Annotated in this window: 22 protein-coding genes; 3 read left to right on the forward strand and 19 right to left on the reverse strand. The window is 64.5% G+C overall.

Annotated elements, in window-relative coordinates; translation table 11 throughout:
• Positions 1 to 95 precede the first annotated feature (95 nt).
• From ACFTZB_RS21660 to ACFTZB_RS21750, 19 genes are all read right to left on the reverse strand, one after another.
• Positions 96 to 842 carry an alpha/beta fold hydrolase gene (locus tag ACFTZB_RS21660; protein WP_378433979.1) on the reverse strand — a complete coding sequence of 249 codons (747 nt, stop codon included), beginning with the start codon at positions 840 to 842 and terminating at the stop codon, positions 96 to 98.
• A gap of 87 nt (positions 843 to 929) precedes the next feature.
• Positions 930 to 1,628 carry an IclR family transcriptional regulator gene (locus ACFTZB_RS21665; protein WP_378433980.1) on the reverse strand — a complete coding sequence of 233 codons (699 nt, stop codon included), beginning with the start codon at positions 1,626 to 1,628 and terminating at the stop codon, positions 930 to 932.
• 117 nt (positions 1,629 to 1,745) lie between these two features.
• Positions 1,746 to 2,495, reverse strand: coding sequence for an enoyl-CoA hydratase/isomerase family protein (locus ACFTZB_RS21670; RefSeq protein ID WP_378433981.1), 750 nt, complete (start codon positions 2,493 to 2,495; stop codon positions 1,746 to 1,748).
• Positions 2,492 to 4,078 (reverse strand): class I adenylate-forming enzyme family protein, encoded by a 1,587-nt coding sequence (locus ACFTZB_RS21675; protein WP_378433982.1) that lies wholly within the window; start codon positions 4,076 to 4,078, stop codon positions 2,492 to 2,494. The genes ACFTZB_RS21670 and ACFTZB_RS21675 overlap by 4 nt, the downstream gene beginning before the upstream one ends.
• On the reverse strand, positions 4,075 to 5,256 hold the full coding sequence (locus ACFTZB_RS21680; RefSeq protein WP_378433983.1) for a MaoC family dehydratase N-terminal domain-containing protein: 1,182 nt from the start codon (positions 5,254 to 5,256) through the stop codon (positions 4,075 to 4,077). Before ACFTZB_RS21680 ends, ACFTZB_RS21675 begins: the two co-directional genes overlap by 4 nt.
• Before the next feature lie 59 nt (positions 5,257 to 5,315).
• Positions 5,316 to 6,803, reverse strand: a complete 1,488-nt coding sequence (locus ACFTZB_RS21685; protein ID WP_378433984.1) for an aldehyde dehydrogenase family protein — start codon at positions 6,801 to 6,803, stop codon at positions 5,316 to 5,318.
• A gap of 213 nt (positions 6,804 to 7,016) precedes the next feature.
• Positions 7,017 to 8,180, reverse strand: coding sequence for an iron-containing alcohol dehydrogenase family protein (locus ACFTZB_RS21690; RefSeq protein ID WP_378433985.1), 1,164 nt, complete (start codon positions 8,178 to 8,180; stop codon positions 7,017 to 7,019).
• A 133-nt stretch (positions 8,181 to 8,313) separates the two neighbouring features.
• On the reverse strand, positions 8,314 to 9,750 hold the full coding sequence (locus ACFTZB_RS21695; RefSeq protein WP_378433986.1) for an MFS transporter: 1,437 nt from the start codon (positions 9,748 to 9,750) through the stop codon (positions 8,314 to 8,316).
• A complete protein-coding gene (locus tag ACFTZB_RS21700; protein ID WP_378434000.1) occupies positions 9,747 to 10,196 on the reverse strand; it encodes a MarR family winged helix-turn-helix transcriptional regulator in 450 nt (149 codons plus the stop codon). Before ACFTZB_RS21700 ends, ACFTZB_RS21695 begins: the two co-directional genes overlap by 4 nt.
• Positions 10,197 to 10,448: 252 nt before the next feature.
• A complete protein-coding gene (locus ACFTZB_RS21705) occupies positions 10,449 to 11,846 on the reverse strand; it encodes an SLC13 family permease (RefSeq protein ID WP_378433987.1) in 1,398 nt (465 codons plus the stop codon).
• Positions 11,847 to 11,945: 99 nt separating this feature from the next.
• On the reverse strand, positions 11,946 to 12,437 hold the full coding sequence (locus tag ACFTZB_RS21710; protein WP_378433988.1) for a hypothetical protein: 492 nt from the start codon (positions 12,435 to 12,437) through the stop codon (positions 11,946 to 11,948).
• A 2-nt stretch (positions 12,438 to 12,439) separates the two neighbouring features.
• Entirely contained in the window at positions 12,440 to 13,624 is a 1,185-nt protein-coding gene (locus tag ACFTZB_RS21715) for an acyl-CoA dehydrogenase family protein (RefSeq protein WP_378433989.1), read from the reverse strand.
• Between the two features lie 26 nt (positions 13,625 to 13,650).
• Positions 13,651 to 13,992: a hypothetical protein gene (locus tag ACFTZB_RS21720; RefSeq protein ID WP_378433990.1), complete on the reverse strand. Its 342-nt coding sequence runs from the start codon at positions 13,990 to 13,992 to the stop codon at positions 13,651 to 13,653.
• A complete protein-coding gene (locus tag ACFTZB_RS21725) occupies positions 13,989 to 15,761 on the reverse strand; it encodes an acyclic terpene utilization AtuA family protein (protein WP_378433991.1) in 1,773 nt (590 codons plus the stop codon). The genes ACFTZB_RS21720 and ACFTZB_RS21725 overlap by 4 nt, the downstream gene beginning before the upstream one ends.
• 6 nt (positions 15,762 to 15,767) lie before the next feature.
• Positions 15,768 to 16,244: an acyl dehydratase gene (locus ACFTZB_RS21730; RefSeq protein ID WP_378433992.1), complete on the reverse strand. Its 477-nt coding sequence runs from the start codon at positions 16,242 to 16,244 to the stop codon at positions 15,768 to 15,770.
• On the reverse strand, positions 16,241 to 16,741 hold the full coding sequence (locus ACFTZB_RS21735; protein WP_378433993.1) for a MaoC family dehydratase N-terminal domain-containing protein: 501 nt from the start codon (positions 16,739 to 16,741) through the stop codon (positions 16,241 to 16,243). Before ACFTZB_RS21735 ends, ACFTZB_RS21730 begins: the two co-directional genes overlap by 4 nt.
• 17 nt (positions 16,742 to 16,758) lie before the next feature.
• On the reverse strand, positions 16,759 to 17,946 hold the full coding sequence (locus tag ACFTZB_RS21740) for a CaiB/BaiF CoA transferase family protein (RefSeq protein WP_378433994.1): 1,188 nt from the start codon (positions 17,944 to 17,946) through the stop codon (positions 16,759 to 16,761).
• 158 nt (positions 17,947 to 18,104) lie between these two features.
• Entirely contained in the window at positions 18,105 to 19,523 is a 1,419-nt protein-coding gene (locus tag ACFTZB_RS21745; RefSeq protein WP_378433995.1) for an aldehyde dehydrogenase family protein, read from the reverse strand.
• Positions 19,524 to 19,555: 32 nt separating this feature from the next.
• On the reverse strand, positions 19,556 to 20,686 hold the full coding sequence (locus ACFTZB_RS21750; protein WP_378433996.1) for a zinc-binding dehydrogenase: 1,131 nt from the start codon (positions 20,684 to 20,686) through the stop codon (positions 19,556 to 19,558).
• A 533-nt stretch (positions 20,687 to 21,219) separates the two neighbouring features.
• Between ACFTZB_RS21750 and ACFTZB_RS21755 the strand changes: the two genes are divergently transcribed.
• The 3 genes from ACFTZB_RS21755 to ACFTZB_RS21765 are packed head-to-tail and all read left to right on the forward strand — an operon-like array spanning position 21,220 to position 24,925.
• A complete protein-coding gene (locus ACFTZB_RS21755; protein ID WP_378433997.1) occupies positions 21,220 to 22,692 on the forward strand; it encodes an aldehyde dehydrogenase family protein in 1,473 nt (490 codons plus the stop codon).
• Between the two features lie 35 nt (positions 22,693 to 22,727).
• Positions 22,728 to 24,122: an MFS transporter gene (locus ACFTZB_RS21760; protein WP_378433998.1), complete on the forward strand. Its 1,395-nt coding sequence runs from the start codon at positions 22,728 to 22,730 to the stop codon at positions 24,120 to 24,122.
• On the forward strand, positions 24,122 to 24,925 hold the full coding sequence (locus tag ACFTZB_RS21765) for an N-acyl homoserine lactonase family protein (RefSeq protein ID WP_378433999.1): 804 nt from the start codon (positions 24,122 to 24,124) through the stop codon (positions 24,923 to 24,925). The genes ACFTZB_RS21760 and ACFTZB_RS21765 overlap by 1 nt, the downstream gene beginning before the upstream one ends.
• The last annotated feature ends 34 nt before the right edge of the window (positions 24,926 to 24,959 follow it).

Genomic DNA, 24,959 nt, shown 5'->3' on the forward strand with positions numbered 1-24,959 from the left:
CAACGCATCCGGAACCAGCCTCAGTGACAACTCATCTACCACGCGTCACATTATGTCCCACACGTCACTTCATCCACATGAGACACGCTCTTAACTCAAGCGAGGTCACGCGCCTCGAACAGGAGCTCCACCACAGCCTCGGGGTCGGTGACCATGGCGTTGTGCGAGGTCTGCAGTACCCGGTAGTGGAAGCGAGGATCGGTTGCACTGCGTTCTCGGGTCCGCTCGAGCAGATGGGGTTCGAGTGACGAGGGGACGCACTCGACGAACATCCCGGGGTGACGCCAGAGCCGGTCGGTGGTGCCGATCCGATCCTGATAGGTCTTCAGCGGTTGGGCGGTCATTCGACTGTTAGCCCATGCGACGTCCTCCGGGTCCGTCACGCCGTAACGACTTGCGTCGGCCGGGGGGATGTACCAGGAATCTCCGTGCTGATCGGCAAGAGCGATCATCGCCGCGGCCCGCGATTCACCGTTCAGGTCGAAGACCGATTCCCCGTCGCGGGGCACGAGTGCGTCGAGCAGGACGACGGTCTTCACTCGGTCGGAGATGACCTCCATCGCCCCGGTGACCACCATGCCGCCGTAACTGTGCCCGACGAGGACCGCGTCTCGAATATCTTCGAAGGTGAAGGTCGCGACGAGATCCTGAATGTGGGTGTCGAGGCCGATCTGCGGGCTCAGGAGATGGGATCGGTCGCCGAGCCCGGTCAGCGTCGGTGTGTAGACCTCGTGGCCACCCTGCCGGAGAAGTGTGGCGACACGCCGCCAACACCACCCGCCGTGGCGACCGCCGTGCAGCAGCACGAAGGGTGTCGATTCTGGTGAAGAGGCCGCTTCCATCGCAGCTTCCCTTTCTCGAGTCACTACTGCACAAGTGTGATGTGCGCACAGTGGTGCCACTGCCGCACGAGCTCTGGGAGTCAGCGCTCAGCGCGGGGAACCGATTCGCTGCTGCCATCCGTCGACGTGGTCGAGGAGCAGCTTCCTCAGTTCCTGCTCGCGTGGCAGCATGTCGGCGCTCGCACCGACCAGGGTCACTTCGGCGACGGCCTTCCCCGACTTGTTCCGAACCGCGGTCGCGAGCGCGAACCGGGTACCTGCGTGCAGGGTGTTTCGAGCGACGCGGGTGCGCTTGATCTCGTCGTATTCGCTGAGGAAGGTGTCGACGAGCGCCGCTTCGTCGCTCCCACACCGACGGAGATAGGCGTCCATCTGGCTCGCTGGTTGTTCAGCCAGCAGTGCCTTGCCACCGGCGGTCTCGAGCAGCCGACGGCGGATGTTCTTGCGGGCGCCGAACCCGGCGAGGAGATCAGCGCCGATCTCGGAAACATAGATGAGATTGTCGCCGGCTTGAACACCGAGAAACACGGTCACCCCGGTCGCCTCGTGCAGCGCCTGGAGATCGGCATCGGTGACCGATCCGGCACGAAGGTGTCCGCTTGCCAGCGTCAGCCCGTGCAGGGCCGGACCGATGTAGAACCGGTTGTTGTCCTGGTGAAGCCATCCGGCAGCGACCAGTCCACGAATGAAGCCGTGTACCGAGCTCTTCGGAGCGTCCAGCGCGCGGGACAGCTCCGCGAAGGTCATCCCCGGGTTGTAGACAACCTCCTCGAGGATGCGCGTCACTCGGTCGATCGTCCGGTGGTTCTGTGGACCTCGCTCCACCTGGTCGCTCGAAGAATCGCTCACGGTCACAATTTAACCCCATTCATTCGTGGTATCCGGCCGCTGCAGCCTTTCATCTCAGGCTCCGACGAATACCGGGGGACGCTTGGCGATCGAGGCCGCAATGCCCTCGTGTAGATCAGTGGTTGCCAGCAGCATTGTCTGCGCGGTGGCTTCCTCGTCCAGTGCTGCTGTTACCTGAGCAGCGAGGGAGCGTCGCATCGTGGACCTGATGGCTGCCAGGGACAGCGGTGAGGACTCCGCGATCTCGGCTGCCCACTCGATCGCGGCCTCGCGGGGATCACCGGCGCTGACTCGGTCGCACAGCCCGATCGCCAGCGCCTCGTCCGCACCGACGTTGCGGCCGGTGTACAGCAGGTCCAGCGCCTTCTGCTGGCCGACGACCGCGGGGAGGGTGACGGACAGCCCGAAGCCATGATGGAAGCCGAGTCTCGCGAAGTTCGCCGTCAGCCTGGCGTCCGCACCTGCGACGCGGAAGTCCGCGGCCAGCGCGAGACCGAGCCCACCTCCGACCGCCGCGCCCTGGACCGCCGCGACGATGGGCTTTCGGGTGGTGAACAGCGACGCCGCTGCGCGGTAGACCCGGCGAAGGATGTGTTGGTCCACTCCCCGGAGATCAGCGCCCGCGCAAAAGTTTCGTCCCTGCGAGCAGAGGACGATCGCGCGAACGTCGGCGACGGAGTCGAAGTGCACGAGTGCCGCACCGATGTCGCACAGACTGGCCTCGTCGAAGAAGTTGTGCGGTCCTCGCTGGACTTCGACGATGCCGACGCGTCCCTGGGTGTGGGTTGCGACCACGCTGGTCATCGGGCCTCCTCGAGGAGCTGTCGTGCGGCGGCGACGACCGCCTTCTTGTCGATCTTGCCTGCGTGGTTGACCGGGAAGGGCTCGCGGTGTGGGACCCAGCGGCTCGGGATGGAGAAGGATGCGATCCGGCCACGCAGCTGTCCGGCCAGGGTGTCCGGATCCAGGTCACGGGTGAGGACGACCGCCGCCATGACCTCCTCGCCCAGGTCCGGGTGGGGCATCCCGAACACGACGGCGTCCGCCACGTCCGGCAGGGCCGTCAGAGCCGCTTCGACTGCTGCGGGGGCGATGTTCTCACCGCCGCGGATGATCATCTCCTTCGACCGTCCGGTGATGAACAGGTATCCGTCGTCGTCCAGGCGTCCGAGGTCGCCGGTGTGCAGCCAGCCGTCGGAGTCGATCGGCGCTTCGTTCTCTCCCAGGTAACCGAGCATCTGTGTCGGGCTGCGCAGGAGGATTTCCCCGTCCGTGAACTCGGTGTCCGGGGCGATCATGATCTCGACGCACGGCAGGGCCCGTCCGGTGGTTCCGGGGCGTTCGACGGTGTCGGCCCCCGAGGCCGCGACTCCCTGTCCGCCGTTCTCGGTCAGCCCGTAGCCGGTGGCGATTCGTGGCTCCACACCGGGGAGTCCGGTGCGGATGCGTTCGACGAATTCCGGGGTCATCGGGGCACCGCCGACGGTCAACGACCTCAGTGTGGTCAAGTCGCGGGTCCGAACGTCCGGGTGCTCGAGAACGCGGGAGACCATGGTCGGCACCGCGCTCCACCGTTGGATCCGCCACTGCTCGATCAATCGCACTGCCTCGGCAGGATCGAACCGGCCTGCCGGCATCACAAGCGTGTCCCCGACGCAGATCGCCCGCAGGAGGGTCTGCACTCCGCCGACATGGAACATGGGTCCGGTGTGCAGGGCGGCCTGGCCGATCGATTCGTCGACCTGATGCGGCAACCGCCGGGTGATGTGCAGAAGCATCTGCAGGCCCGCAAGCAGTGACCTGTGGGAGAGGACGGCGGCCTTGGGGCGGCCCGAGGTTCCCGACGTGAAGATGATCGCCGCGGGGGCGTTCTCGTCGATGTCCTCGACGGACGGTTCCAGCTGTGTCTCCGAGTCGGTAACGGACTGCGGATCCCAGGAAAGCAACTCCCATTGCGAGGGCACCCGGTCGACGACCCGGTCGTCGGCGATCACCAATGCGGGGGCCACCGTGACCAGCGAGTCGGCGAGTTCCTTCTCGCTCCACCAAGCGTTGGCCAGAACCGCGACGCCGCCGGCGGAGACGGTCGCCCAGAAGTTCACGATCCATTCCGGGCTGTTCCATCCGAGAATCACCACGTGATCGCCGGTGGTGACCCCGCGTGCTCGCAGTTCGGAGGCGCGTGCCCGAACTGCCCGATGGAACTGGGCGAAGGTCATCACGCGCTCGCCCTGGACGATGTGTGCACGGTCGTTCCAGCGATCCGCGAAAGGTAGCAGCGATCCGAGGTTGCGTGGGCGTTCTGCATACATGCGGAATTCTCGGCCGTCGACGACGACGGGGACGATCGACGTTCCCCAGGCCGTGGTGGTGGGCTCGGGGGTCACTGCGCGGTCTCCTGTGCATCGGTCGCGCGGTGCGGCAGTCGGATGACGGCGGAGCCGGGCATCACGGACTGATCGCGCTGATTGGTTGCCCAGGTCTCGACGTGGACGACGTGGTCGCCGGCGTCGTCGATGAGCTTGTCGGTGATCCGGCCGCCGAGTCGGACGACATCGGACAGGTAGACGTGGGAGCGGTACTGACCGTGAATCGACTTCAGGAAGCCGTCGTCTCCCATCCAGTTCGTCAGTTGGTGGATCTGCCAGGAAGTGCGCTGGATTCCGACGTCGTAGGCGACCTGGGCGCCCTGCAGGCGGGCGGCGTAGTCGTTGTAGTGCACGGAGTAGACGGGCTCGAGTGCGCTGGTCGACGGGTCACGGAAGGCCCACTTGGGGTGCTTCTTGTAACGGCGCAGTGCGACACCGTGGGCGGCGATGCGCGGGATCGGTGCGGCACCCGCGGCGACGAACGCGATCTCGTCGGTCAGTCCGATCGGGCCCTTGGTGATCACGTCGAGATCGTCACCGATCTGTACGTCGTCCCAGTAGCGCGGTTCGGCGCCACGCGGCGCCTCGGCGAGGACGTCCGATTCGATCCGTTCGAGTTCGGCCTCGGTCCAGGGGTGGGGAAGTTCGACCTTGCGGGACTCACGCTTCGCTTGCATTTCGGTGCGCTCGAACCGCATCCGCGAGCAGATGAATGTTGCGGCGAGCTCGTCGTTCTGGTTGCGGTATTCCTGCCGCAGGTAGTCCTTGATCCGTCGGCCGGCGAAGTTACTCGCGTCGGTCGGGCCGTCGAACCCGTCGAAAACCACCTTCGCGGTGATCTTGTCGTCGACGCGGATCGGTTCGTGGAAGTTGATGGTGGTCTCGCAGTGGAATCCGCCGAGGCCGGGCCATCCGACCTGCACCGAACCCAGGCAGGCGAAGATGAACGACGGCGGAGCGATGATTCCCTCGTGCACTGTGGTCGACGCATACTCCTCGTCGGTCCACAGCGGGTTGTCGTCGCCGATACCTTCGCAGAAGCGCAGGATGGCCAACCGCGTTGCGTACTCGTTGTTCACCGCCGAGGCGGTGCGCAGTTCGGTGCCGATCAGTGCGCGCATGTTGTCGAGCATCTCGTCGGTGAATTTTGCCTGCGCGAGTTCGCGCCCGATCTGGGGGTCCTGTGTCTGGGTCATGGTTCTCCTTGTGGATGTATGGGCGAGCGGTGAGTTGACTGCGGCCTTGTCCGGCTGGGTCAGCTCAGGGTTGAGACGACGGACTTCGTCTCGAGGTAGTTCTCCATCGCCTCGGGACCGCTCTCGCGACCCCATCCCGACTGGCGGTAGCCGCCGGCAGGCATGTGCACGCCGCCGGCGCGATGCACGTTGATGCCCACGCGCCCGGCGCGCAGTCGCCGCGCGATCGCGTGGCCGACTGCGCCGTCGCGTGTCCACACACTCGAAGCCAGGCCGAACGAGCTGTCGTTTGCGAGGGCGACGGCCTCGTCGATATCGGAGAAGGGCATCACCCCGAGGACGGGCCCGAAGATCTCCTCGCGCATCACGGCCATGGTCTGGTCGACGTCGGCCAAGACGGTGGGCTCGAAGAAGTAGCCCTTGTCGCCGATCCGGTTGCCGCCTGACACGACGCGAGCGCCGGCCTCTCGGCCACCGTCGACATATGCGCTGACGCGTTCGAGTTGCTTGCGGGAGATCAACGGACCGAGATCGACGTCCGGGTCCGCTCCGTAGCCGATGCGCAGTCGACGGCCTTCTTCCGCGACACCGTCGACGACCTGGTCGAAGACCGTTTCGTGAACGAACAGCCGGGTGCCCGCGGCGCAGACCTGACCGGTGTTCCAGAAGACCGCACCTGCCACTCCGGGAATCGCGGCCGTGAGATCGGCGTCCGGCATGACGATGACCGGTGACTTGCCGCCGAGCTCGAGGGACAGTTTCTTGATGTTGCCTGCGCCGGCATGGATGATCGAGCGTCCGACTTCCGTCGAGCCGGTGAAGGCCACGGCATCGACGTCGTCGTGCTCGGCCAGCGCGGCTCCGACGGTCGAGCCGGGGCCGGTGACGATGTTGACCACACCCGCCGGGACGCCGGCGGCGAAGAGGATCTGCCCCAGCCACAGCGCGGTGAGGGGGGTTTCGGCGGCGGGCTTGAGCACGCAGGTGCATCCGGCGGCGAGGGCGGGGGCAAGCTTCTTCGATGCCGAGATCAGCGGGGCGTTCCAGGGCACGATCATCGCCACCACGCCGACCGGTTCTCGTAGCGTGTACCCCTGAATGCGACGTTCGGCGGGGCCGAGATCGGCGGTGCGACCGTGGATCTTGTCGGCCCATCCTGCGTAGTACTGGAACTGCGCGGCCGCTTCGAGCACCATGGCGCGGGCCTGGGGAACCGGGATTCCCATGTCCTGACTCTCGAGCTTGGCCAGTTCGTCTGCCGACGCCTTGATCAGCTCGGATGCCCGCCACAGGATTGCACCCCGCTGCTGCGCCGGCAGCTTCATCCACCGCTCTTCGTCGAAGGCGCGGCGGGCGGCCGCAACCGCAACCTCGGCGTCCTTCTCCGAACCGAGCGCGACGTCCGCGATCTTCTCGCCCGTTCCCGGGTCGTAGGTCGGAAACGTCTGCCCCGAGATCGACGAGAGCCAACTTCCGTCGATGAGCATCGGTGCGGGCCCGTTATCTGCCTGCAGGGGAAAAGACCAGCTCTGCGGCTGTGTCGTCATGAACGTCTCTCCTTGTGAATGGACGGCCGGTTCTGCAGTGCAGACCGGCAGGACGTGACGGTGTTCTCGTGTCGGCGGCACTCGCTGGCCCGAGGCCAACAAAATGCGATAGTTCGTATATTAGAACTCTTGGTTGTATTTGGGAACACCTCAGGGCAAAGAAGTCCCCGAACCGGCAACATGCAGGCGAAGCGTGCGGGCCTGAGCGTGTTGCTACCAGGCTTGATCGAGGATGCTGCGCAGCCCGTCGCGGTCAGCAGGACGCGGGACCGTGGTGACGGCCCAGTCGTGCAGCGTGTGCTCGACAATCTCCGGCAGGTCGGACTGCTCGATGCCGACATCGCGAAGTCGCAGCGGAATTTGCGCAGAGGTCAACACCTCTTCGATGGCCGTGATGGCATCGGCGGGCGAATCGGTCCCCCGTGCTCCCAGCAGACGCGCGATCCGAGTCAGGGCCTCGTCGGTCACGCCGAGATTGAAACGCATCGTGTGCGGCAACAGAAGGGCTTCGACGACGCCGTTGCCGACCGTCGAGCGCGGGCCCACCGCATGCGACAGCGCTTGCGCCAACCCCGTTCCGGCATGGTCGCTGCCCTGCCCCGCGAGGAGCGCGCCGAACATCAACTGGACGGCCGCCTCGGCGTCGGGCCGGTCGCCGACACGACCCAGCCACGTCGTCAACACAGTCACTGCGTGGCCGAGCAATGCTTCGGCCAGCGGGTTCCCGCCAGTGGACTGCATCCCGTCCACTGCCATCGCGAGGGCGTTGAGCGACGACGAACGTATCAGCGACGCCGGCGCGGTCACTGCCACCACCGGATCGAAGACAATTCCGGCCGCGCGCGCCTTCGGATCGAACAGCGCCAGCCTCTCCCCTGTCGCGGGATCCCTCACCGCGGCGCCGGCCTTGGCGTACGCGGTCGTCGGCGTGGACGGCACGACCCACATCGGAACCTTCGCGGAAGACAGGCGCGGGCTGATCATCCGGCCGTCGTCCGCACGTCGGGTGCACAAGTCGCGGGCATCTCCCTTCTCACCCGCCAGAATCACCGCTGCCCGCGCGGTGACGACGGCGGAACCACCGCCCAGCGCCACGACCGCAGTCGCGCCGGAGTCGATCAGCACATCGCGTGCCTTCTCCACAGACGGCAGCGGGCTGTGCTCGCGCACTTCACTGAAGCGCGCCACCAACCGTTCCCCGATGGCCGATTCGACACGACGAAGCGCCTCGTCGTGAGCCAGCATGGAGGCGCCGCAGACCAGCATCACGCGATGCGGGCTGGGACGGTCGAGTTCTTTCGACAGCAGGTCGAGAGCGTTCTCACCCGAGTAGGTGCGAAACGCCGGGGTCGTGTGCCGCACGGCCAACACGGTCATGGGGAGCCTTCCGGGGTCGGTGAGTTCTAGACGTCTTCTCCGTCCCGAGCGTAGCGGCGTTGTTCTTATATAGGAACCCTAGATCGTATATGCAATCATTTGAAGAGACCGTGACAGCCGAGAACGGAAGGAGCTATCCCGAGCGTGGTTCGGAATCGACCCTCGCGACCTCGACCTTCGGACCCATGTGGCGCGAGAGCGCGACCCCGACCACCAGCACGAAGGCGGTGGCGGCAATGAACCAGCCCATTCGATGCAGTCCGGCATCGTCGATCTCGTGACCGGCAGTCACCTGAAGCACCACCACCGAGAGGTTGGCCCCGATGAACGCCATCGTGCGGAACATGCCGATGGCAGTGCCGACTTCCTCGACCGAGGTCACCGAGTTGACCAGGCTCTGATTGCCGATGTTGTTGAATCCGTTGGGAATGCCCAGCACCGCCGCGACAAGCAGCAAGACGAGCAGGGGCGCTGTCGAACGCTCGACGGAAGCAATCAGGACACCCCCGATCATCAGAGCGATCGTGCCGACGAGAAGAGTCGCCCGAGCCCCCGCCCTCCGGTAGACACGTGACCCGATGATCGTGGAGAAGACGCTGACCCCCGCGACCGGCAGCATCGTCATGCCGGCCTCGATCGCACTCATCCCCCTCACATACTGCAGCCACTGGGGAATGCCGAAGAAGACGCAGTAGAAGCAGGTGTACGTGATCAGTGTCCGACCGAGAGTGTTGCTGAGCGCACGGTTGCGTACCAGAGCACGAACATCGAAAAAGGGGTCGGACGCACGCCACTCCCACCAGACGAACAGGGCGAGTCCGCTTCCGGCCACCGGCAGCAGCCACCACGCGGGACTGTCTCGAAGCGAGACGAGTAGCAACATCAGCGAAGTGATCGCGACGAGGAACATCCCGATTCCGGCCACATCGAGCGCACGGAGCGCTTCGCGGACCGACGCCGAACGCCCGCCTGCGTACCCGACGTCCGCATGCATTACTGCGATGGCACTGAGCAGCACGACCGGAAGGTTTACCCACAGAATGGACTGCCATCCGAATGTCCCCACGAGCAAGCCGCCGATCGTGGGCCCGAGAGCGGCGACGGACTGGCCACACACCACCAACGTGGTGAGCGCGGTGCGCGACTGCCGCCCGTAACGCTCCGCATAGCTGCGGATCATCGTCATCGCATTGGGCATGTGCGCCGAAATACCGCAGCCAAGAAGCACATACGCTGCGATCAACCATCTCACGTCGGGGGCCAGCATTCCCACGATCGACCCGGCAGCGGCCAGAACCAGGCCACCGACGAATACGCGCCGCGCTCCGAAGAGTGCGCCCATGCGGCCTGCCGTGGGCGCACCCACCGCCGTGGTGATGTACATCGCCGAAATGACCCAGGACACTCCCGAATTCGACCCGAATTGCGCGGCGATACCAACGATGGCAACGGCGATCATCGACGAGTTCAGCGGCTGCAGAACACTACCGGTCGCCAGTGCCCCGCTCACCCGGAACGGGATCGCCCGGCCTTCCGATGCAGGCGGGGTTCGGCTACCGACAGCCGTCACGACTGCGACTCCGGCGTCCGTGGCGAGCCGGGCGCCTCCGCGAGGCGAGCCAACAGGCCGCCCGCGAGGAACAGTAATTCCCGTTCCACCTCGGTACATCGTTCCTCGATCGCGGCCGCGAGCCACTCCCTGCGCCTGGCCCGATCCGCGGTAAGGGTGCCGGCACCCGTTTCGGTGATCGAAATAAGCTGCGAACGAGCGTCTTTGGGATCGACGGAACGAGTGACCATTCCCGCGCCCTCCAAGGAGCAGACCGTGCGAGCAACGGTCTGCGGAGCCACCTGCTCGAGGTCGGCAAGCGCGCGTGCGCTCATCGGCCCCGACCGATCCAGATGAGACAGGGCCTGCATCTGCGTCGGCGACATCAGGTGCCCTGAGCTCTTGCTTCGAATCCTACGGCTGAATGCGACGACGTTCTCCCTCAACCGATCGACACGTTCATCCATCAGCTTCACCCACCAATTAGTCAGCCTTGCTGCGTTAATCCGGAAGAAGTGTCCGACTCTTCCACGCTAGATGAATGAAGGATACACAGCATTGATGACTAATTTGAGTGGATGTACCTAAATCGACAAAAGCCACGTGAAGGCCCGATCCGTGGTCAACCCACCATTGGACGCGCAAACGAGCGCGGCTGCAAGGGTCTGCCAATCCGTGTACTGGCAGTACCTTCCTCACGTCCAGCCTGCGATCTACCCTCACGCCAGGGTGAAGATGCCCCACGACAGCAGCGGGCCGATGATCACCATCGAAAGGCCCCACAGTGCGAGCCTGCGAAACAGCGCCGCGCGCTCGTCCGGCCTGGCGTTGGCCAGAACGAGTGCCCCCGCAATGCCCATCGGGCTGGCGTCGACAACAGTTGCAGAGATGGTGACGGGCCCGACGACGTTGAGAACGCTGACTCCACCATCGGACACCATCGGAAGCCCCAGAGGCAGACTTGCACCGAGAACACCCAAGGTCGAGGTGAAGGCCGAGGTGATCGCAGTAATGAAGGACAGAACGAGGATGCCGATTGCAGGAGAGTCGAAACTGTACAACTGGTCGCCGATGGCCCCGAGAGTTCCGATTTCGGTCAATACGGCGATATAGGTGAGCACACCGCCGACCAGCACCATCACCGACCACGGCATCTTGGGGATGAGGTCTTCGCCGTTGCGTTGGAAGATCAGGGCGAGGACGACTGCCAGTGTGAGAGCAACGAACCCGACATCCAGATCGAGCAGGACCGCGGAGAGGACCAGCAGCACGATTGCCGTCATCGTGCATCCTTGATACAACGTCGGACGGCCCAAAGTCTTCGTCGGCAAGGTGACTGTTGCCGAGGCGGCGCCCGACGGCCCAGCCGATGCTCCTGTGGGCGACGGCTCCTGCGCGCCTGCCCGGTCGAGCGGAACATCGTGGTCACCGGCAGATCGGCCGGCCCGAATGAGATTTCTGCCACCGAAAAGGAAAAATGCTGCAGCACAGATAATTCCGTGAACAACGATGTGGCAGGCGAACAGTTGCGCCGGGTGCGATTCGAGGCCGGCGTCCTTCAGAAGCCGATCGGTGAAGACTCCGTCGATGGCGATCGGGCTGAACAATCCGGCCAGGACTCCGTGCACGACCATCAGCGCCATCATGAAGATGCTGACTCCGAACTGGCGGGCGAAGCGGACCGCGACGGGCATCAGAAGCGCCACGACCGCGGCCGAATACGTTCCGACGCCGGTAGTGAAGGCTCCTGCGAAGAAGAGGATGAACGGAACGAGGACTACACGGTTTCCCACCAGCCTGAGAAGGAAGTCCATGATGTAGTCCATCGTCCGACTCGCCTCGACGACGGCGAACAGAAACGTCACCCCGACAAGGAGAACGAACATCTCACTCGGGAACCCACTGACGACTACGTCCGCAGACAGACCTGCCAGGCTGGCAATGACAAACGCGGCAGGTAGCAGGAGGATACCGAGATTGAGCTGCCACTTCGTCGCGGCTATGAACGCCGCGACGATGACAACCAGAGAAAGTATCTGTAGGGCACTCATGTCGTCCTTGTTCGTTCGAGTGAGGTGAGAGTGGGAGCGGGGGTCCGTCCATCGCCGGGCAAACATCACCGATCGCGCGAAATGGATTTCGATACAACTACATTCGGAAACCCGACCGCCCCATCCCCGACTCGCCGGCGCGGCCGCTCAGTCAGATCGCTCTGGCTATCGATCGGCGCCGAGCACCGATTCGGAGACATCGCAAAACGCACTTCGCACATACGTGCAGAGAGTACGTCCGTCATGATCGACCACGGAGTCCTCGAAGTTGATCACGCCGAGGTTCGGGCGGCTGGTCTTGACGATGTCCCGCACCCTGGTTTCGACGTAGATCGTGTCGTTCGGTCGGAGCGGCGACGTGAACCGCACCTCGTCGTAGCCGGCAAGGGCTACCAGCCTCACACCCATTCCTGTCAGACGCGGGCGAACCGCGGGTGTCGCCAAGCCCAGAGCGAAGGCGATCACACAGGCACCCGCCAGATTGCGCTCTCCCATGTCGGACTCGAGCATCAGCGGCTTGTTCGTGTGGTATTCCGCGGTGGTCCAGGTCAGGTTCGTCATGGCGCTGAAGTCACCCTCGGTGATCGTTCGCCCCTGGCTCCGCGCGGTGAACTCGAAGTCGGCCGGAAGGTCGTAGGTCTCTCGTTCCTTGGCCATGATCACTTCCTGGTCAGGAAGAACTGGTACGGGTTGTTGATCAGGTCGCGACCGACGATCACCTTCTGAATCTCTGTGGCGCCCTCGCCGATCCGTCGGATGCGCAGCTCACGGAACCACCGCTCGAGCGGCAGTTCACGGGAGACACCGAGGCCACCGTGGAGCTGGATGCACCGGTCGACGACACGGAACGAGGCCTCGGTCGCAGCGATCTTCGCCAGTGCCGCCTCGGTCCGGAACGGACGATCCGCGTCGGCGGCAGCCGCCGCGTTGAGCACCATCAGGGTCGCTTGCCGGATGTCCTGCTCGTTCTCGACGAGCATCCAGTTCGCACCCTGGTGGTCTGCCAGGCGCTTGCCGAACGACTCACGCATCTTCGTCCACTCGATGGTCATTTCCTGAGCGCGAAGGGCGAGGCCGATGGTGCCGGCGCTGTACGGGATCCGGTTGCGGCTGAGTCGTTCGTTGGCCAGGTAGAATCCCTTGCCGATCTCGCCCAGGATGTTCTCCTCGGGAACGCGGACGTTCTCGAGCTGAAGCTCGGTGCCGGGGTCGGTGGACCGCATCGTGTGGACGATCCGGTGGACGTTGAATCCGGGCGTATCGGTGTCGACGATGAAGCAGGTAATGCCGTCGCGGCCGGGGCCACCGGTACGAGCGAACACGAGCGCGAACTCGGCCTCGTGCGCGAAGCTGATCCACAGCTTGCTGCCGTTGAGGACCCACTCGTTTCCGTCTTTGACGGCCTTGGTGCGAATGTTGCGGCCCGGGTCGCTGCCGCCGGTGGGCTCGGAGAGCGCGAAGCAGGCCCGCTTCTCACCCGAGATGGACGGCTCGAGGTACTTCTCACGCTGGTACGACGTTGCCCACGCGGACAGAAGCGGGATCTGGCCCGTGTGCCCGAACGCTTCGAAGCACGGCGCATAGAGGCCGGCACGGTGCTGCGACATCTCGATTGCCAGGAGGCAACGGGTGACCAGATCGATACCCGGACCGCCCTCCTTCTCCGGGAGGTCGAGGTTGTACAGCCCCATCTGCTTGGTCTTCGACACGAGGCGGTCGTAGTCGGCGGCCGGCACGCTGGTCGCATCGGGGTCCAGCGTGTCCTCGAGCGGACGGATCTGCTCCCGGACGAACTGCCGGACCATGCTGAGCAGTGCGTGCTGCTCGTCGGAAATTTCAAACATCTTCTTCTACTCCTTGGCTTTTCGGATCAACCGTCGATCGAGAGACGTCCGTGGAATACTTCTCCACGCGCGGCCACCTTGGCCGGAAGCACCCCGTGGCGAGATCTGTGTGCCAGCACGAGTTCCGTGTAGCGGCTCTGGTATTGAACATGCACCTCGTAGCGGAATTGCATCCCGTCGATCGCGTACTCGCCTGCCAGGGTCGCGAGCTTGGAACGGAGCCCGAAGGGCTCGAGCGCGCCGGCGAATCCGATATCGACCACGGTCCCGTCGGCGTCCGCGATCTCGTACACCCCGGTGGAGACGGGGACGTCGCGTAGTTCGTCGGAAGAGCTCTTCAACCACGGTTTCGTCATGAAGATACTCATCGGTTCTTCTCCTCCAGTAGTGCCACGGGCATTTCGACTTTCCGACTCCTGATGAACTCGGCCAAACCCTTGGCCTGCGGGTCGAAACGGCCGCCCGAGGCAGCGCCACCGCCGAGAAGCCCACGGATGAGGAAGTTCACCGCCTTGAGGTTGGGCAACTCGACCCTGAGGATCTCGTGGCCCGTGGCCTCCGGGAAGATCGCGAGTAGTCCGTCGACTGTGAGGTGTTCACGGAGCCATGCATATTCGTCGTCCGACCTGCCCCAGATCCCGACGTTGGCGTGAGCGCCCTTGTCGCCGGATCGGGCTCCGAAGACCTCGCCGAGCGACACGGTCCGAGTCGGACCCTCGATCCCTTCGGCGGCACGCGCCTCCGCAACGATCAGGGCGGGTTCGGCGGTCTTCTTCTCCGACCCCGGGAAGTCGACGGTCGTGCCGTCGGGCATCACGACTCGTTCCGTGACGAGTTCCTGCGGAACGAGACAAGGCCAGGCCAGTCCGGTTTGAGTGGGGCGCTGCTGCTTTTCGTCCTGGAAGTAGATTCCCGGGTAGCTGGACAGTGCGAGGCTCATCGCCGCGTCGAAGATCCGCCGACCGAGCTTCTCCTTGTCGTACGAGGAGAATGTCGCCACCAGCTTGGCCACCGACAACTCGTTCAGTGTCGCGGCGGGCTGGTCGGTTCGGACGAGCCGGAAGTCCACCGAATCGAACTGCTCGGCTCCCCCGAGAGCCTCCAGCATTCCCGCCTGCGCCAGTGCGGCCTTGGCTTCGACGTCGTCGCCGGGGATGGCGAACGTCATCGCCTGGTTGTACGTTCCAACGCAGTTCATCGTCACCTTGACGGTGGGAGGTGGAGCCTGACCCCGAACACCCGACAACCGCACGCGGTCGGGACCTTCCTGGGTCAACTCGATCGATCCGAGGTCGAGGGTCACATCGGTGTTGAGGTAGTTGCGTTCGCCGACCTCGTACACCAGCTGGGCGGTGACGGTGCCGACGGAAACCATTCCGCCGGTGTCCGCGTGCTTCGTGATGACCGAGGAACCGTCGGCGTACATCTCCGCGATCGGGAAACCCGGCCGGATCGGATTCTCGATCTCGGAAAAGAAGGCGTAGTTGCCTCCGGTTGCCTGGGCGCCACATTCGATGACGTGACCCGCGGCGACCGCGCCGGCGAGCCGGTCGTAGTCCGTCATGTCCCAGCCGAACTTCCACATGGCCGGTCCGACCACGAGGGAAGCGTCGGTGACGCGGGGGCAGATGACGATGTCGGCGCCGCCGCTCAGCGCGTGCGCGATCCCTTGCGCACCCAGGTAGGCGTTCGCCGTCGCGGGGGTCGGGGAGTTCTCGTCGTGAACCTCGCCCGTGTCCATGTTGCGGAAGTCGACGCCGGCCGCGCGGAGCTCGCCCATCCGGGGGATGAGGTCGTCACCGGTGAGGTAGGCGATTGCCGGTGCAACGTTCTTCTCGGCAGCAAGGTCGCGCAACGCGTCCGCCAGACCCTTCGGGTCCAATCCGCCGGCGTTGACGACGATCTTGATTCCCCGATCCACACAGGTACCGAGGACTTCCTTCATCTGCGTCAGGAACGTGGACGCGTACCCGGGCCGCCCTGCGGTCTTGGACTTCCACAGGATGTACATGGTGAGTTCGGCCAGGTAATCACCGGTGAGGACGTCGATGTGACCGCCCTCGACCATTTCCCGAGCCGCGGACAGGCGGTCGCCGTAGAAGCCGGAGACGTTGCCGATGCGCAACGGTGCGGTCATCGCGACTCACCCCTGTCCATCGGCGCCGGCTGTGCGGTGGGGAAGGAAGATGTCGGCGTCGCCGATGGCGCAGCTGACACCGTCGGACTCCCGCACCTCACGCAATTCCACCGTCACCAGCACACCACCGTCCACTGAGTCGTCGATCCTCGTGATCGAACCCTGGCACACCAGAGCGTCTCCGGGGCAGGCGAAGCGCCGCACCGAGTACTGGAGTCGCCGGAGCTCGCCGCGCTCCCCCGCCCAGCCGGTGCACAGGCTGGTGAAGAACGCTCCGTGCAGGTGGGACTGAACGAGAACGTTCGGGTAGCCCTCGGACGCCGCGTAGGCGGGGTCGTAGTGGATACGGTGGGCGTTCCAGGTCACCGCGCAGTAGCGGAACAGCTGAACCTCGGTCGGGCGATGGGTCACCGCGGGGATCTCGTCCCCGACCTCGACCTCGTCGGCGAACCGCTCGATATCTCGAATTGCACTCGTGGTCATCGGCCCAGCACCGTCCTCACGGAAGTCATGATGAGTTCTCCGTCAGCGGTGCGGTAGCGATGACGGATACGAATTACGAACATCAGCCCGGACTTGGACTCACGCGCGGTGACGTCCTCGAGCTCTTCGGTGAGCAGAACCTCGGTACCGGCGATGAGAGGCGCGTGGAAGAACATCTCCTCGCCGCCGCCCATGATCCGAACGCCCTCGGTGGGGATCCACTGCATCTCGGCCGTGGGGGTGCCGTCGATGCGGAGATCCTCCTCGGGTCCGCCGTCGGTCCAGTCCATGTAGGACGGCAGACAATTCGGCGGAACAACAAGGCCGGCATAGCCTTTCGCCTTCGCATATTCTTCGTCGAAGTACAGCGGGTCGGTCTCGCCGATCGCACGGGCATACCGCTGCGACATGAGCGGATCGATGGTGGCCCGGATGGGATGGGACGTGGCACCGACTTGCTGCCGGATCTGCTCTACGAGCTCCATGGTCACTGCCATGAGTTGGTACCTTTCTGCTAGACGGCACCCGAGCGGCGAAGGCGCTCGATGTCGTCGGTGGAGTAGCCGAGTTTCTCGGCGAGGATCTCGTCGGTGTCGCGCCCCAGCGGGCCGACCCGGGTCGGCTGGACGGTCACCGATTCCGACATGAAGATCGGGTTTCCGAACGTGATGAAGCGCCCCTTGTCGTCGTCCAACCATCTGACGACGCCGTGCTCCTCGACGTGCGGGTCGACCAGGAGCTCCCCGAGCGTGACCACCGGAGCGTTGGGGATCTGCGCTTCCTCGAGTTGGGCGGAAAGCTCATCCTTGAGCTTGTCCGCCGTCCACACTCCGACGATGGCGTCCAGTTCGTCCATATCGGCGCACCGGCCGGCCATGGTGTCGAAACGACTCTCCTCGGCGTCCGGCTCCTTCATCACTTCCCGAAGGCGCTTCCAGTGCGCATCGGTGGGGCAGATCAGCGCAATCCACCCGTCCTTGGTCTTGTACGCGTTGTAGGGCGACACGGCGAGCCCGCCGTTACGGTTGCCGGTGCGTTCCGGCATGGTTCCGCCGCTGTGCACGTACCCGGCGATGTTGGACGCGAGACTGGGGATGATCGCGTCTTGCAGAGAGACCTCGACGTGCTGCCCCAGACCGGTATGTTCACGCTGGTAGAGAGCCGCCAGGACGCCGGAGAGCAGATGGGCCGACCCCATGAAGTCGACGACCGACGGGCCGGTCCGCAGCGGCGGCCCTTCGTCGAATCCGGTGGTGCTCATGATCGCGGACCGCGCTTGGACCGTGAGATCCATCGCCGGCGTGCCTGCGAGCGGCCCGAACGATCCGAAACCGGTGCCCGAGGCCATGATCAGCCGGGGATTCTCGGCGTGGAGTGTGTCGAAATCGAGCCCGAACCGCTCCATCGCGCCGGGCGACAGGTTCTGGACCAGAACGTCGGTCTCCTTCATGAGATCCCGGAAGACCGCCTTGCCTTCCTCACTCTTCAGATCGAGCCGCATCATCCGCTTGCCCGAATTGAGCAGATGGAATTGGACGGATGCGCCTTCTTCGTCGGCCGTGGGCAGGCGTCGATAGGGATCGCCGGCCGGGGCCTCGACCTTGATGACCTCCGCTCCGAGTCGCGCCATCAGCATGGTGCAGTACGGGGCGAAGTAGAACTGACCCAGGTCCACGACCCGGACGCCTGCGAGAGCCGTCATTCGGGGCCTCCTTGATTTTTCGATATTCACTGGCGGCTGAGCGCCGGAACGGTCAGCCATGTCTCAGACTGTGTGACCCGCGATACATGAATAATATGCACATGTTCGAGGGGTGTCAAGATTCCCCGGGCGGATTTTGCCCCCGCAGGCCGTCCCACTCAGATCGATAGCGTCTGGTACTCGAGAAACTCCTCGATGCCGATTCGTCCCTGTTCACGTCCGATACCGGAGAGCTTGAAACCACCATGGGGCGCCCGCTTGTCCACTGGCGCACCGTTAATCCTCACGCGGCCGGTGCGGATCCTCTCGGCCACCGCGATGGCGCGCTCCCGGTCGCCCGACCACACCGCGCCGGCCAGGCCGTACTCGGAGGCGTTGGCGATACGGACTGCGTCCGCGTCGTCGGTGAAAGGGATGACCGTGAGAACGGGACCGAAGATCTCTTCTTGCGCCAGCGTGTGCTCGTTGGTACCGAGAAACGCGGTGGGACGGACGTAGGCACCGCGCTCGAAGCCGTCGGGACGCCCCACCCCGCCTGCAAGGAGAGTCATCCCCTCGTCGATGCCCTTCTGGATGTAGCCCTCGACGCGAACCCGCTGCGATTCCGAGGCGACGAGGCCGAGCTGCGAAGCGGAGTCGAACGGGTCACCGACAACGAAGGAGTTGACCTTCTGCGCCACAAGCTCTTTCACCTCGTCGACCCGCGACGCCGGGACCAGCATCCGGGAAAGGGCGCCACAGACCTGACCGGACGAGCGGAACGCATCCTCGATACCCACGTCGACGGCGTGGGCGAGATCCGCGTCAGGAAGGATGATGTTCGCCGACTTTCCGCCGAGTTCGAGTGCGACCCGCTTGACCGATCGGGAGGCGAGTTCCATCACCCGGCGTCCTGCACCCACCGATCCGGTCAGGGACACCATCTCCACGAGATGGTGGGTGGCCATCGGCTCACCGACCTCCGAGCCGGAACCGGAGACGAGGTTGAACACGCCGCGCGGAAAACCCGCCTCCTCAACCATTTCGGCGAAGAGGAACGAGACCATCGGCGCGAGCTCGCTGCCCTTGAGGACCACCGTGCAGCCCGCCGCCATGGCAGCCCCGGCCTTGATCGCGATGGCACGCAGCGGCGCGTTCCACGGCGTGATGGCGGCGACGACGCCCGCAGGCACCCGCCGGATCCGGGTTTCGCCGAGCTTCTCCTCCCAGGTGATGTCTTCGAGGTACTCGGCCAGCATGCCGAGGTCGGCGATTCCCGCCCCGGTCTGGTTGATGCGGGCGCGCTCGATCGGATGCCCGATCTCACTCACGATGGAGTGGAGGATTTCCTCCTCGCGACGCTTGGCGATCTCGTGGAGGCGGGAGAAGTACTTGCGCCTCTCCGCGACCGAGGTGGTCGACCACCCGTCGAACGCCGCACTCGCGGCTTTGACTGCCCGGTCGACGTCTTCGGCACCACACGTCGGTACCTGTGCGATGGACTCCTCGGTCGCCGGGTTCTGTACGACGATGGGCTCGGCGTCGGCTACCGGCGCGGACCATTCCCCATCGATGTAGATTTCTTTCTTGATGTTCATTGGATCGACTCCTCCAGTGGTCTCGAATGTGGTCAGGCGTGCGGATCGAGCATCTGGCGGATCACCGTTGCGTCATGGAGGTGATCCAGCGACTCGTTCAGGTCGTCGAAGGTGATGGACCCCGAGTGGAGTTTGTCCACCGGCAGGTTTCCCTCTCGAAAGAGATTGAGATACTTGGGGATGTCCCGTTCAGCGACCCCCGAACCGAGCATGGCGCCGCGAATCACCTTGTCCTCGGATACCAGCCTGGTGTTGGGGAAGTCCAAGCGAGAGTCGGCGCGACTCACTCCGACGCACACGATCTCGCCGGCCTTTCGGGTGTAGTCGAACGCGCTGTTCAGGGCGCGCTGATTGGCGGTCAGCTCGAATGCGAAATCGACACCGCCATGGGTGAGATCGCGAATCTTCGCAACGAGGTCGGGGTCGGCACCGCTGAAAGTGTGCGTGCACCCCACCTCCTTTGCGATGGGAAATTTGCTGTCGAGCAGGTCGATTCCGATGATGATGGAAGCTCCGGACGCCTGCGCCGCCATCACCGAGGTGAGCCCGACTCCGCCGAGCCCGACGACGGCGACGGCGTCACCGGGACAGACACGGGCGGCATTCATCACGGCGCCGGCCCCTGTGACCACCGCGCAGCCGAAGATGGCAGCGACATCGAGCGGAATATCCTTGTCGATCTTGATCAGGCTGCCCGGTGTCGTCACTGCGAACTGGGCGAAACACGAGACGCCGCTGTAGTGGAACAACGCCTCGCCGTTCAGGCTCAGCCGACGTTCGCCGTTGGGAAGCAGACCCTGTGATCTGCTGACACCGATCCGGTCGCAGATCCCGGGGCGTCCCGCCATGCAGTAGCGGCACTGCCCGCATCCACCGGCGGCAGACATGACCACATGGTCGCCCGGCTCGAGGCCGACGACGCCGGGACCCACCTCCCGGACTATGCCGGCGCCCTCGTGACCGCCGACAACGGGGAGAGTCCGCTTACGCTGCCCCTCCGCGACCGAAAGGTCGGAATGACAGACGCCCGCTGCGCGGACCTCCACGAGCACTTCCCCTTGGTACGGCCCGTCGAGGTCCACGTCCTCGATGTGGAACGGCTTGCTCACCGCGAATGGTTGCTCGAGGCCCTGCTCGAACATGACGGCTGCCTTCATACGCATCGGATCGACTCCTCAGATTTCTCGAAGTGGGTCACGTCGCTCGGCTCAACGGCGTCGTGACCTGCACCAGGAATGATCCGGGACTGTGACCCGGATCTCCGCGTTCGTAAAACATGTGTATAGTATGCATCGCTTGAAAGCAAGTTGGGTAGACCCCCAACGGCCGGTGACATGACGGCGATGTACGCGCTCGAGATCGCAATCAATCGGCCCTCAATGTCCTGGCCAGGATGCAATCGTCGCCGCACTCAATGGCTGCGCTCCGGGCGACGGACGTGCTCCTCACCTCCGATCGCGAAGAGTCGACATGCAAGGTTTACAAATGTGAATAACAGGCGCACTATGTGCATGTTATTGGTGACACACGCCACAGAGTCTCGCGAGTCGCGCCCTTCAGGTCGGATCGACCCGGGCAGACCGTGGTGCTCACGGAGGTCGCGACTCGAAGGCTCGGCGCAGGGTTCCTGCACTCATCACTTCAGCCGGCGCGGCTCCAGGAAATCGCACAATCGGAAGGTTCGTGATCGCCCACAATGAATGCCCACATCGCCCAGCAGCTGATCGGCGCCAACCAGCAGTTCGACCTCAGGATCGGTGGCCGGTTCGAGACCGGCCGCGGTGAGCTGATCCCGGTAACCAACCCGGCTACCGGAGAAGTCCTCGCCGAGATTCACGCCGCGGACAGCGATCAGGTTCGGCGTGCGGTCGCCGCCGCACGCAGCGCCCTGGAGCGGGACACGCTGGGAGCTCCGGAGGAACGCTCTGCCCGCCTGCGCAGGCTTGCGGACATCATCGAAGAGCACACGGACGAAATCCTGAATACCGTGATCGCCGAGACCGGTACGCCGATCTCGACCGCCCGCGGAATGCACGTCGGAACACCGGTTCGGTACCTTCGATGGCTGGCGCAGGCGGCATTGACGGACCGCACCGAGTACCTCGGTCGTGAGCCGGGCCCGCCGGTCAACGAGGCGATGGTCGTACACCGGCCGATCGGAGTGGTCGCCGGAATCGCCGCCTACAACTACCCCCTCATGTTCGCGGCCATGAAGGTCGGCGCAGCGTTCGCCGCGGGGTGCCCGAGCGTCCTGCTGTCGTCGCCGCACTCGCCTCTGACACTTCTGAACTTCGGGAACTGGGTCGACGAAGCAGGCTTTCCCAAGGATGCGGTCAGCGTTCTGGCCGGCGGCGTCGAGGTCGCCCAAGCGTTGATCGACTGCCCGGATGTCGCGAAGGTGACCTTCACCGGATCCGTTCCCGCTGGAACAGCGGTGATGAAGCGCGCCGCCGAGGGCCTGCGCGGTGTCGTTCTCGAACTCGGAGGGAAGTCGGCTGCGATCCTCCTTCCCTCGTCCGATCCGAAGGCGGTCGCCGGAGCGGTACATTCGCGGTATCTGAGGAACGCCGGGCAGGGCTGCGGCTCGCCGACGCGGATCCTCGTTCACCGCAGCCACCTGGACGACTTCCTGGCGGCCAGCCGGGAGTACTACGACAACGTCGGCGTGGGCGACCCCTTCGATCCCGACACGATCGTCGGACCCGTGATCAGCGAGCCGCACCGCGATCGCGTGCAATCGTTCGTCGACGCCGCCTTGGCCGCCGGCGGTGAGATCCTGGCGCAAGGGGCTCTGCCGGACACCGGCCGCGGGTGGTGGGTGCGGCCGACGCTGATCGGCGGTCTGCCCAACGAAGCGGAAATCAATCAGGAAGAAATCTTCGGTCCCGTTGCCACCGTCCTCGTGTACGACGATGTCGACGAGGCCGTCGCCATCGCGAACGAGTCCAGGTTCGGCCTGCACGCCAGCATCTTCGGTCCCCACGACGAGGCGATGGCACTCGTTCACCGTCTCGACGTCGGATTGGTGACGTTCAACGGTGGCGCGCCTGTCCGATCCGACGCCCCCAACGGCGGTTGGAAGGAGAGCGGCATCGGCCGCGAGCGTGGCGAAGCCGGAATCCGCGAATTCCTGGAGCCTGTCACGGTCCAGTGGCCAGTGGCCGACTGATCTGACCGTTCCCGAAGTAACGACGTCGAACGTGAATGTTGAAGATCGTCGTCGCCCGTCGTGAATCGATCTACAACGAAAGCGAGAAATCCATGGCGAACGAGTCCGTCACCGGGGTGGTGACAAGCGGTTCAGCCTCGTACGAGACACCGGCGAAGCAGCGCCGGCGAATCGTGCTGTCGAGCTACCTCGGCAACACCGTCGAGTGGTACGACTTCTACATCTACGGCATTGCCGCAGCGCTGTATTTTCCATCGATCTTCTTCGCGAGCAGTTCGCCGCTGGTGGGCACGATCGCGTCGTTCGGCACATTCGCCAGTGGATTCCTGGCGCGTCCCATCGGTGGCATCATCGGGGGTCACTTCGGCGACCGGTACGGGCGGAAGTCCGTCCTGGTGGTCAGTATGACACTGATGGGCCTGAGCACCTTTGCCGTCGGCGCATTGCCGGGCGAAGCCAGAATCCGCGTCGTCGCTCCTGTCGTCCTGGTCCTGCTTCGCCTCGTGCAGGGATTCGCGGCGGGCGCCGAGTGGGGTGGCGGAGTTCTCATGATCGTCGAATCCTGCCGGCAGGACCGGCGAGGGTTCTGGGGCGGCATCGGAAGCGCCGGCGTCTTCTGCGGCGGGGTTCTCGCAACACTGACCTTCACGGGAATCAGCAGCCTGCCCGACGGCATGGACGAGTACATGTGGCGAGTTCCGTTCCTTGCCTCGGCGGTTCTGGTCCTGATCGGTATGTGGATTCGGCTCGGGATCGTCGAGTCGTCCGCGTTCAGAGAGTCGCAGGACGAGGGTGAGGAGCACGTCCGCACGCCGTTCCTCGATCTGCTCCGCAACTACAAACGTCAGGCTTTCGTTGCGATCGCGCTGTCGGCCGGAGCGAATATCGCCTACCAGATCTACATCACGTACGCGACGGCGTACACCCGAGCTGTCGAAGGTGACGTCGCGACGATGCTCGGCGCCCAAACGCTTGTCGGTGTTCTTGCGCTGGGCTTGACTCCCTTCTTCGGGTATCTGTCGGATCTCGTCGGGCGCAAGACGGTCACCGTCGCCGGGTTCGCATTCACGGTTCCATGGGTTTACCTGCTGTTCGGGCAGCTCGAGAACGGCAGCTTCGCCACCATCCTCGGATTGCTCATCCTGTGCGAAGTCGGACACTCCGCCGTCTACGGTCCGCTGAGTTCGTTCCTCGCCGAACTGTTCCACACCCGCACGAGGTATACAGGTGTCTCCCTCGGTTACCAGATCGGTGGCGCGCTGGCAGGGATGGTCCCGCTGGTCGCAGCCACACTCGTGGCCGCCGGCGGACCTGCGGCAGGCGCACATTGGGTTCCTGCGGTTGTCCTCGTGGCCAGCGTCGTCGGCATCTTGGCGGTGCTCCTCGTTCGCGAAACCAACAAGACGAGTTTGACCGGAGAGGCGCGCTGATGTCCGAAACGTACGAAGTCTATGCACTGCGCTACGGCTCCGCGAAGACGACCAAGGCTTCGAAGTACCTGAACTACAAAGCTTACGGTGAGCCGGATGAGGAAATCGTCGCCGACTTCTACTTCTGGCTTGTGCGCAATGCCGACCGCACCGTCTTGGTCGACTGCGGATTCGACGGTGCGCGCGCTCGCCCTCGCGGATATTTCCAGAGCTGTGACCCGGTGGAGTTGCTGGCGCGTTTCGGAGTGTCACCCGCCGACATCGATCACGTCGTCATCTCCCACATGCACTTCGATCACGTCGGTAACGTCGGCCTGTTTCCGAACGCGACATTCAGCATTGCCCGGGACGAGTTCGAGTTCTGGACCGGTCGCTACGCGGAACGAAAAATGTTCGCGCTCTTCGCCGAAGCCGACGAGATCAAGACCGTTGTCGAACTTCGACGGTCCGGCCGGGTGCATCTCGTCGACGGTCCGGAGACGATCCTCCCGGGAATCACGGTCACGCCGATCCGCGGCCACACTCCGGGCCAGATGATCACCGAGGTGAAGACCGGAGACCTGAATATCGTACTGGCCTCCGATGCCCTTCACTTCTACGAGGAGAAGGATCGCGACCGGCCATTCTGGATCTATTGCGACCTCGAGGGTATGTACGAGGGGTACGAGCGTCTGAACGAACTTGCAGAGCAACCCGACACGGTGGTCGTTGCAGGCCACGATCCCGACGTGATGAGGCGGTTCACGTTGATCGACGACGACTGCGTCGATCTTTCCTCACCCAGCAGCGACCGGCCGATCTGAGCGGCCTGACCAGAATCCGTCCGCGGCATCGCCG

This window comes from Rhodococcus sp. NPDC057014 (assembly GCF_042673295.1).
In the GTDB taxonomy this organism is placed as follows: Bacteria; Actinomycetota; Actinomycetes; order Mycobacteriales; family Mycobacteriaceae; genus Rhodococcus_F.

What these genes read in the sequence shown, in the direction of transcription:
- ACFTZB_RS21680 (WP_378433983.1), bottom strand. Translation starts at nt 5,256, where the DNA reads ATGACCCAGACACAGGACCCCCAGATCGGGCGCGAACTCGCGCAGGCA.
- ACFTZB_RS21740 (WP_378433994.1), bottom strand. Translation starts at nt 17,946, where the DNA reads ATGACGGCTCTCGCAGGCGTCCGGGTCGTGGACCTGGGTCAGTTCTAC.
- ACFTZB_RS21660 (WP_378433979.1), bottom strand. Translation starts at nt 842, where the DNA reads ATGGAAGCGGCCTCTTCACCAGAATCGACACCCTTCGTGCTGCTGCAC.
- ACFTZB_RS21690 (WP_378433985.1), bottom strand. Translation starts at nt 8,180, where the DNA reads ATGACCGTGTTGGCCGTGCGGCACACGACCCCGGCGTTTCGCACCTAC.
- ACFTZB_RS21710 (WP_378433988.1), bottom strand. Translation starts at nt 12,437, where the DNA reads ATGGCCAAGGAACGAGAGACCTACGACCTTCCGGCCGACTTCGAGTTC.
- ACFTZB_RS21730 (WP_378433992.1), bottom strand. Translation starts at nt 16,244, where the DNA reads ATGACCACGAGTGCAATTCGAGATATCGAGCGGTTCGCCGACGAGGTC.
- ACFTZB_RS21705 (WP_378433987.1), bottom strand. Translation starts at nt 11,846, where the DNA reads ATGTTTGCCCGGCGATGGACGGACCCCCGCTCCCACTCTCACCTCACT.
- ACFTZB_RS21765 (WP_378433999.1), top strand. Translation starts at nt 24,122, where the DNA reads ATGTCCGAAACGTACGAAGTCTATGCACTGCGCTACGGCTCCGCGAAG.
- ACFTZB_RS21725 (WP_378433991.1), bottom strand. Translation starts at nt 15,761, where the DNA reads ATGACCGCACCGTTGCGCATCGGCAACGTCTCCGGCTTCTACGGCGAC.
- ACFTZB_RS21745 (WP_378433995.1), bottom strand. Translation starts at nt 19,523, where the DNA reads ATGAACATCAAGAAAGAAATCTACATCGATGGGGAATGGTCCGCGCCG.
- ACFTZB_RS21735 (WP_378433993.1), bottom strand. Translation starts at nt 16,741, where the DNA reads ATGGCAGTGACCATGGAGCTCGTAGAGCAGATCCGGCAGCAAGTCGGT.
- ACFTZB_RS21750 (WP_378433996.1), bottom strand. Translation starts at nt 20,686, where the DNA reads ATGCGTATGAAGGCAGCCGTCATGTTCGAGCAGGGCCTCGAGCAACCA.
- ACFTZB_RS21685 (WP_378433984.1), bottom strand. Translation starts at nt 6,803, where the DNA reads ATGACGACACAGCCGCAGAGCTGGTCTTTTCCCCTGCAGGCAGATAAC.
- ACFTZB_RS21755 (WP_378433997.1), top strand. Translation starts at nt 21,220, where the DNA reads ATGAATGCCCACATCGCCCAGCAGCTGATCGGCGCCAACCAGCAGTTC.
- ACFTZB_RS21670 (WP_378433981.1), bottom strand. Translation starts at nt 2,495, where the DNA reads ATGACCAGCGTGGTCGCAACCCACACCCAGGGACGCGTCGGCATCGTC.
- ACFTZB_RS21715 (WP_378433989.1), bottom strand. Translation starts at nt 13,624, where the DNA reads ATGTTTGAAATTTCCGACGAGCAGCACGCACTGCTCAGCATGGTCCGG.
- ACFTZB_RS21700 (WP_378434000.1), bottom strand. Translation starts at nt 10,196, where the DNA reads ATGGATGAACGTGTCGATCGGTTGAGGGAGAACGTCGTCGCATTCAGC.
- ACFTZB_RS21760 (WP_378433998.1), top strand. Translation starts at nt 22,728, where the DNA reads ATGTTGAAGATCGTCGTCGCCCGTCGTGAATCGATCTACAACGAAAGC.
- ACFTZB_RS21720 (WP_378433990.1), bottom strand. Translation starts at nt 13,992, where the DNA reads ATGAGTATCTTCATGACGAAACCGTGGTTGAAGAGCTCTTCCGACGAA.